Annotated in this window: 14 protein-coding genes; 13 read left to right on the plus strand and 1 reads right to left on the minus strand. The window is 63.7% G+C overall.

Going from position 1 to position 13,159, the window contains the following annotated elements:
* Positions 1 to 98 precede the first annotated feature (98 nt).
* The 12 genes from JQ574_RS14985 (at position 99) to JQ574_RS15040 (ending at position 11,082) form a co-directional block, all read left to right on the plus strand.
* Positions 99 to 893 carry a thymidylate synthase gene (locus tag JQ574_RS14985; RefSeq protein ID WP_212206978.1) on the plus strand — a complete coding sequence of 265 codons (795 nt, stop codon included), beginning with the start codon at positions 99 to 101 and terminating at the stop codon, positions 891 to 893.
* A gap of 8 nt (positions 894 to 901) precedes the next feature.
* Positions 902 to 1,387, plus strand: a complete 486-nt coding sequence (locus JQ574_RS14990) for a GNAT family N-acetyltransferase (RefSeq protein ID WP_212383637.1) — start codon at positions 902 to 904, stop codon at positions 1,385 to 1,387.
* Positions 1,387 to 1,914, plus strand: a complete 528-nt coding sequence (locus tag JQ574_RS14995) for a dihydrofolate reductase (protein WP_212383639.1) — start codon at positions 1,387 to 1,389, stop codon at positions 1,912 to 1,914. Before JQ574_RS14990 ends, JQ574_RS14995 begins: the two co-directional genes overlap by 1 nt.
* Before the next feature lie 169 nt (positions 1,915 to 2,083).
* The gene (hflK, locus tag JQ574_RS15000) at positions 2,084 to 3,229 is read left to right on the plus strand and encodes an FtsH protease activity modulator HflK (protein ID WP_212206980.1); all 1,146 of its coding nucleotides are present in this window, start codon (positions 2,084 to 2,086) and stop codon (positions 3,227 to 3,229) included.
* The gene (hflC, locus tag JQ574_RS15005; RefSeq protein WP_212206981.1) at positions 3,226 to 4,134 is read left to right on the plus strand and encodes a protease modulator HflC; all 909 of its coding nucleotides are present in this window, start codon (positions 3,226 to 3,228) and stop codon (positions 4,132 to 4,134) included. Before hflK ends, hflC begins: the two co-directional genes overlap by 4 nt.
* Before the next feature lie 92 nt (positions 4,135 to 4,226).
* Positions 4,227 to 4,427 carry a DUF2065 domain-containing protein gene (locus JQ574_RS15010; protein ID WP_212000174.1) on the plus strand — a complete coding sequence of 67 codons (201 nt, stop codon included), beginning with the start codon at positions 4,227 to 4,229 and terminating at the stop codon, positions 4,425 to 4,427.
* A gap of 160 nt (positions 4,428 to 4,587) precedes the next feature.
* Positions 4,588 to 6,105, plus strand: a complete 1,518-nt coding sequence (locus JQ574_RS15015; protein ID WP_212206982.1) for a Do family serine endopeptidase — start codon at positions 4,588 to 4,590, stop codon at positions 6,103 to 6,105.
* A 222-nt stretch (positions 6,106 to 6,327) separates the two neighbouring features.
* Positions 6,328 to 6,645, plus strand: coding sequence for a hypothetical protein (locus JQ574_RS15020; protein WP_212206983.1), 318 nt, complete (start codon positions 6,328 to 6,330; stop codon positions 6,643 to 6,645).
* Between the two features lie 300 nt (positions 6,646 to 6,945).
* Positions 6,946 to 8,001, plus strand: a complete 1,056-nt coding sequence (locus JQ574_RS15025) for an efflux RND transporter periplasmic adaptor subunit (RefSeq protein ID WP_212206984.1) — start codon at positions 6,946 to 6,948, stop codon at positions 7,999 to 8,001.
* A 50-nt stretch (positions 8,002 to 8,051) separates the two neighbouring features.
* Positions 8,052 to 8,732 carry an ABC transporter ATP-binding protein gene (locus tag JQ574_RS15030; RefSeq protein ID WP_212207167.1) on the plus strand — a complete coding sequence of 227 codons (681 nt, stop codon included), beginning with the start codon at positions 8,052 to 8,054 and terminating at the stop codon, positions 8,730 to 8,732.
* Positions 8,729 to 9,889: an ABC transporter permease gene (locus tag JQ574_RS15035; protein ID WP_212206985.1), complete on the plus strand. Its 1,161-nt coding sequence runs from the start codon at positions 8,729 to 8,731 to the stop codon at positions 9,887 to 9,889. Before JQ574_RS15030 ends, JQ574_RS15035 begins: the two co-directional genes overlap by 4 nt.
* A 2-nt stretch (positions 9,890 to 9,891) precedes the next feature.
* Positions 9,892 to 11,082 carry an ABC transporter permease gene (locus JQ574_RS15040; protein ID WP_212206986.1) on the plus strand — a complete coding sequence of 397 codons (1,191 nt, stop codon included), beginning with the start codon at positions 9,892 to 9,894 and terminating at the stop codon, positions 11,080 to 11,082.
* Positions 11,083 to 11,205: 123 nt separating this feature from the next.
* Here JQ574_RS15040 and serB read toward each other — a convergent pair whose 3' ends face one another.
* Positions 11,206 to 12,099: a phosphoserine phosphatase SerB gene (gene serB / locus JQ574_RS15045; protein WP_212206987.1), complete on the minus strand. Its 894-nt coding sequence runs from the start codon at positions 12,097 to 12,099 to the stop codon at positions 11,206 to 11,208.
* Between serB and miaA the strand changes: the two genes are divergently transcribed.
* The gene (miaA, locus tag JQ574_RS15050) at positions 12,098 to 13,027 is read left to right on the plus strand and encodes a tRNA (adenosine(37)-N6)-dimethylallyltransferase MiaA (protein ID WP_212207168.1); all 930 of its coding nucleotides are present in this window, start codon (positions 12,098 to 12,100) and stop codon (positions 13,025 to 13,027) included. The two genes, serB and miaA, sit on opposite strands and share 2 nt — an antisense overlap.
* Positions 13,028 to 13,159 lie beyond the last annotated feature (132 nt).

Genomic DNA, 13,159 nt, shown 5'->3' on the forward strand with positions numbered 1-13,159 from the left:
TATAATCGGGGCGTCGCCGAATCGGCGCTGTCGATTGCCGCTTCAGGCCGCTAAATTCGCCTTCCCAAAAGCTTGCGAAACCGACGCCAAGAAGTGCCATGAATCAGTACCACGACCTGCTCGAACGGATCCTCAGCGACGGCGCGGAGAAGCACGACCGCACCGGCACCGGTACGCTGTCGATCTTCGGTCATCAGATGCGCTTCAACTTGAGCGCCGGGTTTCCGATGCTGACCACCAAGCGGCTGCCGCTGAAGGCGATCGTGCACGAATTGCTGTGGTTTCTGGCCGGCGACACCAACATCAAATACCTCAAGGATAACGGCGTTTCGATCTGGGACGAATGGGCCGACGCCAATGGCGATCTCGGCCCGGTCTATGGTTCGCAATGGCGATCATGGCCGGCGCCCGACGGCCGCCGCATCGACCAGATTTCCAATCTCATCGACATGATCAAGCGCAACCCGGATTCGCGGCGCCTGATCGTGAGCGCGTGGAATCCGGCCGACGTCGACAAGATGGCGCTGCCGCCCTGTCACTGCCTGTTCCAGTTCTATGTCGCCAATGGCAAGCTGTCGTGCCAGCTCTATCAGCGCTCCGCCGACGTCTTCCTCGGCGTGCCCTTCAACATCGCGTCCTACGCATTGCTGACGATGATGGTGGCGCAGGTGACGGGATTGAAGGCGGGAGATTTCGTGCACTCGCTCGGCGATGCGCATCTGTATTCCAATCATCTCGAACAGGCGCGGCTGCAACTGACGCGCCCGACGCGGCCGCTGCCGGTCATGAAGATCAATCCTGACGTCAAGGACATCTTCGCGTTCCGTTACGAGGACTTCGTGCTCGAAGGCTACGATCCGCACCCGCATATCAAGGCTGCGGTCGCGGTGTGAGCGATTGAATGGCCCTTGCTATCCGCCGCGCACGTCCCGATGAAGCCGGGCTTGTCTTGTCCCTGGTTCGCGAACTCGCCGAGTACGAAAAGCTGCTTCACGAGGTCGAGGCCACCGAAGCTGACATCGACGCCGCGCTGTTCGGCAGCCATCCGCGGCTGTTTTGCGAGATTGCGGAATGGGAGGGGGAGCCGGCCGGCTTCGCGGTCTGGTTCGTCAATTTCTCAACGTTCAGCGGCCGGTCCGGCATCTATCTTGAGGATCTGTTCGTCCGGCCGGCGCAGCGCGGCAAAGGCATCGGCAACGCGCTGCTGTCGCAGCTTGCGAAGCAATGTGTGGCCAACGGCTGGTCGCGCTTGCAATGGTCGGTACTGGACTGGAATACGCCGTCGATCGAATTCTACAAATCGCTGGGTGCAGTCATGATGGACGAGTGGACGGTATGCCGGGTGAGCGGTCCGGCGCTGACGGCGCTGGCGCGGGGCGCGCGCTGATGGAGATCGTCCTCGTGGTCGCGGTCGCCGAGAACGGCGTGATCGGCGCCGATGGCGCCATCCCGTGGCGGCTGAAATCCGACATGCAGCGGTTAAAGGCGATGACGATGGGAAAGCCGATCGTGATGGGCCGCAAGACCTTCCAGTCGTTTCCGCGCCGGCCACTCCCAGGGCGGACCAACATCGTGGTGACGCGCGATGCCGCCTACCGCGCGGAGGGCGCCGTGGTCACCACTTCCCTTGCCGACGCCGAGGCGATCGCCACCGGCGATGCGCTGCGACGTTTCGCCACTGAGATCGCGATCATCGGCGGCGCGGAAATCTACGCGCATTGGATCGATCGTGCCGATCGGCTGGAAATCACCGAGGTGCATGCCCGGCCCGACGGCGACACGCGTTTCGCCGCAATTGCGGCTTCGGACTGGGAAGAGGTCGCGCGCGTGCGGAATCCGGCCGGACCCGACGACAGCGCCGAGTTCTCCTATGTGACATTTCGTCGGCGCGGCACGCGTCAATTGTCGCATTAACCTCGCTAGCCAATGTTTGCATTGACAATTATGGCCCCAATCATAGCTGTTTCAGATCATAAGCTTGCGTTGTAAGGGCCCGGGCGGTCCCCTATAAAGCCGGTCGGACATGCGAGGCCGGGCATTTTGCCCAATCAGGCGGACCCGGGCCCGCGGAGGAGACTTTAATATGCCGTGGAAGAATCAAGGCGGGGGCCCGTGGGGCTCGGGTCCGAAGGGACCGTGGGGCAACGGACCTCAATCGGTTGGACCACGCCCGCCCGATCTCGAGGACCTTCTGCGCCGCGGCCAGGACAAGCTGCAGAATCTTCTGCCCGGCGGCCATTTCAGCGGCATGGGCATCGCACTGGTTCTGATCGGCGCGCTGGCGATCTGGTTCCTGTCGGGCTTCTTCCGCGTTCAGTCGGAAGAACTCGGCGTGATCCTGCGCTTCGGCAAGCACATCAAGACCGTGCAGCCCGGCCTGAACTACCATCTGCCGTATCCGATCGAGACCGTGCTGCTGCCGAAGGCGCTGCGCGTTTCCACTATCTCGATCGGCATGACGCTGATCAGCGATCCGAGCGGGCGCGGCCGCACCATGCGCGACGTGCCGGAAGAAAGCCTGATGCTGACCGGCGACGAGAACATCGTCGACGTCGATTTCACGGTGCTGTGGCGGATCAAGCCGGACGGCGTCGGCAATTTCCTCTTCAACATCCAGAACCCCGAAGGCACCGTGAAGGCGGTCGCCGAAAGCGCGATGCGCGAAGTGATCGGCCGTTCCAACATCCAGCCGATCCTGACCGGTGCCCGCACCACCACGGAAGCCGGCGTGCAGGAGCTGATGCAGAAGACGCTCGACAATTACGGTTCGGGCGTCCAGATCACACAGGTACAGATGCAGAAGGTCGATCCGCCCGCGCAGGTGATCGACGCGTTCCGCGACGTGCAGGCCGCCCGCGCCGACCTCGAGCGTCTGCAGAACGAAGCGCAGACTTACGCCAACCGCGTCGTTCCGGACGCTCGCGGCCGCGCCGCACAGATCCTGCAGGTCGCCGAAGGTTACAAGGAACAGGCGGTCGCCGAGGCCAAGGGCCAGAGCGCGCGCTTCCTGAAGGTCTATGACGAATACAACAAGGCGAAAGACGTGACGCGGCAGCGGATTTACCTGGAGACAATGGAACGTATCCTCGCCAATGCCGAGAAGCTCGTCTATGACGGCGGCCCGAATGGACAGAACATGGTGCCGTATCTGCCGCTCAACGAGTTGTCGCCGCGGCGAACGCCGACGCCGCCCGCCACCGGTCAGCAGCAGCAGGGAGGCAACCGATGAGGTCTCCCGTCACAGGCATTGTCCTCCTGATCTCGCTGTTCGTCGTCGTCATCTTCGGCTACAGCTCCGTCTTCACCGTCGACCAGACCCAGCAAGTGCTGGTGGTGCGGCTCGGTGAACCGATCCGCGTCGTCACCGAACCGGGCCTGAACTTCAAGGCGCCGTTCATCGACACCGTCATCTCGATCGACAAGCGCATCCTCGATCTGGAAAATCCGTCGCAGGAAGTGATCGCTTCGGACCAGAAGCGGCTGGTGGTCGACGCCTTCGCCCGCTACCGCATCAAGAACGCGCTGCGCTTCTATCAGAGCATCGGCTCGATCCAGGCCGCCAACGTCCAGCTCACCACGTTGCTGAACGCGGCGCTGCGCCGCGTGCTGGGCGAGGTCTCCTTCATCACGGTGGTGCGCGACGAGCGCGAAGCCCTGATGCTGCGTATTCGCGAACAACTCGACAAGGAAGCCGACGGTTACGGCATCCAGGTGGTCGACGTGCGAATCCGCCGCGCCGATCTGCCGGAGCAGAACAGCCAGGCGGTCTATCAGCGCATGCAGACCGAGCGCGCGCGCGAGGCCGCCGAGTTCCGCGCCCAGGGCGGACAGAAGGCGCAGGAGATCAGGTCGAAGGCCGATCGTGAGGCGACCGTCATCATCGCGGAAGCCAATTCGACGTCCGAACAGACGCGTGGTGCCGGCGACGCCGAGCGCAACCGGCTGTTCGCCGAGGCCTATGGCAAGGATCCCGACTTCTTCGCCTTCTACCGCTCGATGTCGGCCTATGAGACCGGGCTTCGCAGCAACGACACCCGCTTCCTGTTGCGGCCGGATTCGGAGTTCTTCCGCTTCTTCGCCAATTCGGCCGGCCACCCGCCAGCCGCCCCCGCGCCAGCCACGCCGAAGCAATAGCTCTCGGCCGGCCAACACCATATCAGGCGAAGCGGACCCCGCTTCGCCTGCGACAAAAGCAAGAACTGCGTTCAGCGGGAGGTTGCCATCCGATGAGGTCCATAGCGTTTGCCGACTTCCTCATCGGCCTGGGAATCCTGTTTGTGCTGGAAGGCCTGATGTTCGCGGCAAGCCCGGCCTGGATGCGCCGGGCGATGAAGAGCGCGATGACGACGCCGGACAACATTCTGCGCGTGGTGGGCATCGGATCGGCGGTCGTGGGCCTGCTCCTGATCTGGCTGGTTCGCCGCTAGCGCCGGCTGTGCCGACCTTGGCAAATCGTCTGCGGAATCAACGAAATCGTGAGCCGCCGATGGCCGGTTTTTCGCCGAAATGCCCGGTTCAAATGCTTGCGCCTCAGACCCGTTCGGGCGCACTGTGGACCCCAAATCGACCCGCTGGAGAGAAGCTGACATGACCGGAGCCAGACCCGCTTTGAGCCGTCGCCTGCGCATGATGGGGGCTGCGATTTCACTCGGCGCCGCCGGCGCTCTGGCTTCAGCGCCGGCTTTTGCGCGGGGCCCGGACGGCATCGCCGACATCGCTGAAAAGGTGATCGACGCCGTCGTCAATATCTCGACCTCGCAGAACGTCGAGGCCAAGGGTGGTGGTGGTGGCGGCGACCGGCAGGCCACGCCGCAATTGCCGCCGGGTTCGCCGTTCGAGGAATTCTTCGACGACTTCTTCAAGAACCGGCGCGGCGGCGCTCCCAAGGGCGGCGAGCGAAGCGAGATGCAGCCGCGCAAGACCAATTCGCTCGGCTCCGGTTTCATCATCGATACCGCTGGCGTCGTCGTCACCAATAATCACGTCATCGCGGATGCCGACGAGATCAACATCATCATGAACGACGGCACCAAGATCAGGGCCGAACTGGTCGGTGTCGATAAGAAGACCGATATCGCGGTGCTGAAATTCAAGCCGGTGAAGCCGCTGGTCGCGGTCAAGTTCGGCGAGTCCGACAAACTGCGTCTCGGCGAATGGGTGATTGCGATCGGCAATCCCTTCAGCCTCGGCGGCTCGGTGACGGCCGGCATCGTCTCGGCGCGCAACCGCGATATCAGCCAGGGGCCCTACGACAGCTACATCCAGACCGACGCCTCCATCAACCGCGGCAATTCCGGCGGTCCGCTGTTCAACCTCGAGGGCGAAGTGGTCGGCGTCAACACGCTGATCATCTCGCCGACCGGCGGTTCGATCGGCCTCGGCTTTGCAGTACCTTCGAAGACCGTGATCGGCGTGGTCAATCAGCTCCGGGAATTCGGCGAGCTGCGCCGCGGCTGGCTCGGCGTACGCATCCAGCAGGTCACCGACGAGATCGCCGAAAGCCTCAACATCAAGCCGGCGCGCGGCGCGCTGGTCGCCGGCATCGACGACAAGGGCCCGGCCAAGCCCGCCGGGATCGAGCCCGGCGACGTCGTGGTCAAGTTCGACGGCAAGGACGTCAAGGATCCGAAGGACCTGTCGCGGGTGGTCGCCGACACCGCGGTCGGCAAGGAAGTCGAAGTCGTCGTCATCCGCAAGGGCGCGGAGGAAACCAAGAAGGTGACGCTCGGCCGGCTCGAGGATAACGAGAAGGTGCAGCAGGCCGCCGCCAAGTCGAAGGACGAGCCTGCCGCCGAGAAGCCGGTCACGCAGAAGGTGCTCGGTCTCGACCTGGCCGCGCTGAGCAAGGATCTGCGCGGCAAGTACAAGATCAAGGACAGCGTCAAGGGCGTGGTCATCACCGGCGTCGACAACGCGTCCGATGCCGCCGAGAAGCGGCTGTCCGCCGGCGACGTCATCGTCGAAGTGGCGCAGGAGGCGGTGACGAACACCGCCGACGTCAAGAAGCGGGTCGATCAGATCAAGAAGGACGGGCGTAAGTCGGTCCTGCTGATGGTTGCCAACGGCGAAGGCGAACTGCGCTTCGTGCCGCTGCTCGTTCAGTAGGAAGCTTGGAACCGGCGGCGCTTTTCGCTGCCGTTCGCCGGCCTTTCTTGGGCCGGCTGTGTTGGCGGGCGGTGTCTCGACCGGCCGCCTGACAGCAAATCCAATCAAGCCAAATCCGATCAAGCGATGACCCGACCCCGTGGCAGGCGTGCGCAAGCACCCTGCGTCACGTCGCGCCTACCCGTGTCCAATGTCGATTAATTGCTTCCTTGGACGGGGGCCATGGCCGACGATCCGCATCTCGGAAAACGGCGGGATCACCTCAACGCCCGACTGGCGGTGGCGCAGATGCTGGGGACGCGCTCGGTCACCGAACGGCTGCATCGCCTACTGATTTTCTGTTGCGGATACATGGCATCCGCAAAGGCCAAACGCCAGACCGCGCTGAAGAAGAACCGGCGACGGATCGGTCGAGGACATCAAGGCATGGTGGACGCCATCTCGGCCAATCGCATGGAACCGGCAATCGATAAGATCTTTGCGCTCGCCCTTATGGAGCGCGGCGCGCATTTCGGCAAAGTGGCGATCGCTATTGGATGAACCGCCGCATACCAAAAATGGCAGCATCTGGCCACATGCAACTCTTGGTGTTCCAGCAATTGCTTCCGTTGCCATTAAGCTTTAAATTCACGCTATTCGCCTCGTCGAAAGAACGGGCGCCGCCTGGCGCTCGCGAGAGCTGAACGGGATTTACAACCGAGCTGGGTTTGCCGCCTCGCCGAAAGCGGGCCCGCCCCAAAAGATGACGCGACGCGTAGACCGGCTGTGAGCGAGACCACTAGCGCGAGAACGATGCCGACCGCGCGGGAACGGCAGCGAGCAGGTGGATGAAAATGAACAATGACCGAAGACAAGAGCAAACTGCTGAGATCGCTTACGATCGATCGCAGCGCCGGCAAGGCGGAGCGATCGGGCAGCCGTTGGTTGCCGATCTCATTGGTGATTATCATCTGCGTCGTCGGATTCGCCGCCTTTGCCGCATTCGAGTTCCACAGGCAGGACCCGACCAAAGAGGGCGCATCGCGCACCGCACAGCAGCCCGTCGCACAAGCGCAGGCGCCACAGCAGCCGCCAACGAATAGCAAGGCGACCGGCAGCCTGGCGGCCTCCGGCTATGTGGTGGCGCGCCGCAAGGCGACCGTTGCCGCCGAGATCACCGGCAAGGTGGTCGAAGTGTTCATCGACGAAGGCATGACAGTGACCGAGGGGCAGGTCGTCGCGCGGCTCGACAGCGTGCTTGCTGAACGGGACTATGAGCTGGCCCGCTCGCGCGCCGAGACGGCCAATGCGGCGATCGCCGCGATCGCCGCCGATCTGGAGGACGCGACCCGGATCATGACGCGCGTGCAAACACTCTCGCAGAAGAATTTTGCGACCGAGGCCGATCTGACCAAGGCGCAGGCCCGGGTCGGCGTGCTCAACGCGCAAATGCGCCAGGCGCAGTCGCAATTCGAGACCGCCAAGATCGACGCCAGGCGCAGCGCCTCGATGCTCGACAAGCATCAGATCAGGGCGCCTTTCGCCGGTGTCGTCATCGACCGCAGCGCACAGCCCGGCGAGATGATTTCGCCGATGTCGGTGGGTGGCTACACGCGGACCGGCATCTGCACCATCGTCGACATGGATTCAATCGAGATCGAAGTCGACGTCAATGAGGCCTTCATCGGCCGGGTCGTCGCCGGAGGCGCCGTGAACGCGATGCTGGATGCGTATCCGGACTGGACGATTCCCGCCTCGGTGATTGCCATAGTGCCGACGGCGAACCGCGAGAAGGCCACGGTGAAGGTTCGAATCCGCTTCGACAAGAAGGATCCGCGCATCCTGCCCGACATGGCGGTGAAAGTGAATTTCCTGGCCGATGTGAAGGACGCCACCAAGACCACCGCCGCGAACTAGCTTCCGGCCGGAAACCTTGAGAGGAGAAAAGCGTGACAGCCGAGCATCCGATGGTTCGTCTTACCGGCGTAGCCAAGCGTTTCACCAAGGGCAAGGAAACAATCTCGATCTTCGACCATCTCGATCTTGCGATTCCGCGCGGCGACTTCATCGCCGTCATGGGACCGTCCGGTTCGGGCAAGACGACGCTGCTAAATTTGCTCGGGGGTATCGATCGCGTCGACGCCGGCGAAATTTCGGTTGCGGACCAGCGCATCGATGGTCTCTCCGAAGGTGAACTCGCCGCCTGGAGGGCCGCCAATATCGGCTTCATCTTCCAATTCTACAATCTGATGCCGATGCTGACCGCGGCGCAGAACGTTGAACTGCCGTTGTTGCTCACCAGGTTGAACCGCAAGGATCGCGCCGCGCGCGTTCACACCGCACTGTCCGTGGTTGGACTCGCCGATCGGGTCAAGCATCGTCCGCGCGAAATGTCGGGCGGCCAGCAGCAGCGCGTGGCGATTGCACGCGCGATTGTCTCGGATCCAAACCTGTTGCTGTGCGACGAACCGACCGGCGACCTCGACCGGCAATCCGCCGACGAGATCCTTTCAATCCTGCAATTGCTGAATGGCGAACTCGGCAAGACCATCGTGATGGTAACGCACGATCCGGCGGCGGCCAACTATGCCAAGCGCGTCCTGCATCTCGACAAGGGCCGCTTCGTCGAACGGGAGCTCGCCGCGTGAACGACTTCGACCTGGTCCGGAAAAACCTGTTCCGCCGCAAATTGCGCGCCAGCCTGATGATCGTGTCGATCCTGATCGCCTTCATGATCTTCGGCGTGCTCGCTGGATTCTACCGCGCCTTCACCGCCGGCGAAGATGCCGCCGCCGCGGACCGCATGATCACCGTCAACAAGATCAACTTCACCCAGCCGCTGCCGATCGCCTACTATAATCGGGTGCGGGCGGTGGAAGGCGTGCGGCAGGTGACCTTCGCCAACTGGTTCGGCGGCTACTATCAGGACCCGAAGAATTTCCTGATGTCGCTGGCGATCGAGCCGAGCACCTATTTCGACGTGTACCGCAGCGAATTCGAAGTTCCGCCCGAACAGCTTCAAGCCTTCATGCGAGATCGCGGCAGCGCGGTGGTCGGCGAAAGCCTGGCGCAGAAGTGGGGCTGGAAGATCGGCGATCGCATCCCCGTTGCGAGCAATATTTTCAGCCAGAAGAGCGGCGGGCATACCTGGGATCTCACCATTGCCGGCATCGTCAAGGGCAAGGCCGAGCACGTCGACACCAACTTCCTGCTGTTTCAATACGCCTACTTCGACGAGACCCGCTCGTTCGGCAAGGACACCATCGGCTGGATGATCCTTCAGACCACCTCTCCCGAAAGCAACCCTCGCGTAGCAAAGACGATCGACGCGATGTTCGCCAATTCTACCGCCGAGACCTCGACCGACACCGAAAAGGCCTTCGGCAAGGCGTTCGCGGCCCAGTTCGGCAACATCGCGCTGATCGTATTGCTGGTTGTGGGTGCCGCCTTCGTCACCATCCTGATGATCGTCGGCAATACCATGGCGCTGTCGATCCGGGAGCGCACCCGCGAGATCGGCGTGCTGAAGACGCTCGGCTTTTCGGGCCCGCGGATCCTTGGGATGGTGCTCGGCGAATCCGTATTGCTGGCGCTGCTCGGCGGAATTCCCGGGCTGGCGATTGCGGCGCTGATCGCCATGGCCCTGCGCTCGAGCCTCTCCAACATCGCGCCCGCTTTTGCCGTGTCGCCGACCATCATCATGCAGGGCCTGGCGTTGATGATTGCGCTCGGGCTGATCACGGGGATCATTCCGGCGCTCAACGCCATGCGGCTCAAAATTGCAACCGCGCTTGGACGGGGATAGACATGCGTTCGCTCTGGCTTCAGGTGGCCGCCGTCACAGCCATCAACCTCAGGAGCATAGCGCAGCGGCGCTGGCTCTCGCTCTCGACGGTGATCGCGATCGCGTTGGTGGTGATCGTCCTGCTCGCGTTCCTGGCGATGGCCAACGGGTTCCAGCGCACCATCGCGGGATCCGGAGCCGATGACATCGCAATCGTGCTGCGGGCCGGCTCGCAGGCCGAAATCAACAGTACCGTGAGCCGCGATCAGGTACGGCTGATCGAGGACGGTCCCGGCATCGCGCGCGGCAGCGACGGCAAGCCCCTGATCTCGCCGGAGCTCTATCTGGTGGTCGACGGCATCAAACGCTCGACCGGGACCAAGGCCAACTTGCCGCTGCGCGGGATCGGGGAACAGGGCGCCGCGCTGCGCAACGGCATCACCGTCACCGCAGGCCGCATGTTCAACCGGGGCAGCAACGAGGTGGTGGTCGGCAAGGCCCTGCTGCGGGAATTCGAGGGATTCGACCTCGGCAGCACCGTGGCTTTCGGCGCCACGCGCTGGACCGTGGTCGGCGTGTTCGACGCCGGCGGCAGCGTGTTCGAATCCGAGATTTGGGCCGATCTCAACGTGGTGCAGAGCCTGTTCAATCGCAACAATATCGTCCAGATCGTGCGCGCGCGCCTCACCGGGCCGGCCGCCCTCAATGAGCTCAAAACCTATAGCGACAACGATCCGCGGCTGAAGCTCGATGTCAAATCCGAAGCAGCTTACTTCGCGGAACAGGCCTCGCAGACCTCCGATTTGATTCAGAAACTTGGCTGGCCGCTGGCGATCGCGATGGCGCTGGGCGCGGTCGCCGGCGCGCTCAACACGATGTATTCGTCGGTTGCCAGCCGCGCGACGGAAATCGCAACGCTGCGCGCCATCGGCTTCGGTGGTTTTCCTGCGTTCGTCGGGACGCTCGCCGAATCGCTGGTGCTCGCCGTCATAGGCGGCTTGCTCGGCGCCGCCGCCACTTATCTGATTTTCGACGGCGTCACGGCGTCCACCCTTGGCGGGAACTTCACCCAGGTGGTGTTCGACTTCAAGCTCAGTCCCCGGCTGATCGCCGAGGGGGTTGGGCTGGCGCTGATCGTGGGCCTGATCGGCGGACTGTTTCCGGCCCTGCGGGCCGCGCGATTGCCGATCGTCGAAGGCCTGTACGCGCACTAGGGCAGCCCCATTCTTACTTTGCATGGGGTTGTTTTCGCGATTTTGTGTCGAGCCGCCGCACCAGCGCGAGCGTGTCGTCACGAACAAGCAATTAAATGCTTTGTGTCCAGGTGCGTCGGTGGTTCACGCCGTCACGAATTCATCGCGCCGATAGCCCTGCGCATACAGCAATGCCGTGAGATCGCCGTGATCGATCCGGGCCGCGGCGGCCGCCGCCACCGCCGGCTTGGCGTGATAGGCGACGCCGAGGCCGGCGGCCTCGATCATGCCGAGATCGTTGGCGCCGTCGCCGGTCACCAGCGTGTCGATGTCGTCGAGATCAAAGGACTCGGTGAGTTCGACCAGCGTCGCGAGTTTGGTGGCGCGGCCCAGGATCGGCTCGATGACTTCGCCCGTGAGCTTGCCGCCCGATACCTTCAATTCGTTGGCGCGGTTTTCCTGGAATCCGATCATCGCGGCGACCGCATGGGTGAACAGCGTAAAGCCGCCCGAGATCAGGCAGGTGTAGGCGCCGTTGGCGCGCATGGTCATGACCAGTTCGCGGCCGCCCGGCGTCGCCGTGATGCGCTTTTTCAGCACTTCATCGACCACGCCGACCGGCATGTCTTTCAGCAGCGCGACGCGCTCGCGCAGCGCCGGCTCGAACTCGATCTCGCCGCGCATCGCGCGCTCGGTAATCGCGGCGACGTGCGCCTTCAGTCCGGCAAAATCGGCCAGTTCGTCGATGCATTCCTGGCCGATCATGGTGGAATCCATGTCGGCGAGAAAAAGCTTCTTGCGCCGGAAGGCGGCAGGCTGCACCACAATGTCGATCGGCAGGTCGCCGCGCGCCCGGCGCAGGCGCGCTTCGATCGCCTTGATATCCTCGCTGCCCGTGAAGGGGATATCGACCGCGACTTCGTCGAACAGCCATTGAGCCGTGCCGGGCGAGGGCAGGACGGCCAGCGCGCCGTCGACGATGGTGGAGTCGAGCGCGGGGTTGACGGGATTGCAGATGAGCGTGGCGACGAGGGACATGCAGGCGAATTCGCGTTTGGGGAATAAGGCCGTGCTTATCGCAGGGCCGACCGCCAGCGGCAAGTCGGCGCTGGCCCTTGAGCTGGCGCAAAAAACCGGCGGCGTCGTCATCAACACCGATTCCATGCAGGTCTATCGCGATCTCCGTGTCATCACGGCCCGCCCGACGCCCGCCGAAGAGGCGCAGGCGCCGCATTGGCTCTATGGCCATGTTGATGCCGCCGTGAATTTTTCCGCCGGCGCGTGGGTCGCGGACGCCGCCAAGATGCTGTCGGAAGCACAATCCGCAAAACGGCTGCCGATCTTCGTCGGCGGTTCCGGCCTCTATTTCAAGGCGCTGACGCGCGGCCTGTCGGCGGTGCCGCCAATCCCGGCCGAAGTGCGTGACAGCGTGCGCGCGCGGCTGGAGCGCGATGGCGTCGAGGCGCTGCACGCCGAACTGGCGCAGCGCGATCCGGTAACGGCGGAACGCCTGAAACCGCGCGACCGCGCCCGCGTCGCGCGGGCGCTCGAGGTGGTCGAGGCGACCGGCCGCGCGCTGACCGACTGGCACCGCGAAGGTCTGCCGCCGCTGCTGCCGCAAGGCGAATTTCACGCGCTATTTCTGGCGCCCGAGCGCGACCAGCTCTATGCCCGGATCGACGCGCGGTTCGATGCGATGCTGGCAGCAGGTGCATTGGAGGAGGTGGCCGCGCTCGCCGCCCGACACCTCGACCCGCTGCTGCCGGCGATGAAGGCCCATGGCGTGCCGGCGCTGATCCGGCATTTGAAGGGCGAGATCAGCCAAGCGGAGGCCGCCGAGACCGGCCGCGCCGACACCCGCCACTACGCCAAGCGGCAGTTCACCTGGTTCCGGCACCAATTGCCGGAATTTGAGTGGGTGGCGCCAGGGGCGGCGCGGGGGTGGGTGGACCAGATCCCTGTCTAGGCCGTCATGCCCGGGCTTGTCCCGGCCATCCACGTCTTTGCCGCAAGGAGGCAAGACCTGGATGACGAGGAGTGGTTTGCATGGCAGGGAACAGCAAATTCGCACTCGCCGAACAGCCGGAACCCCGTTACA

Source organism: Bradyrhizobium sp. AUGA SZCCT0158 (genome assembly GCF_018130065.1).
GTDB lineage: Bacteria > Pseudomonadota > Alphaproteobacteria > Rhizobiales > Xanthobacteraceae > Bradyrhizobium.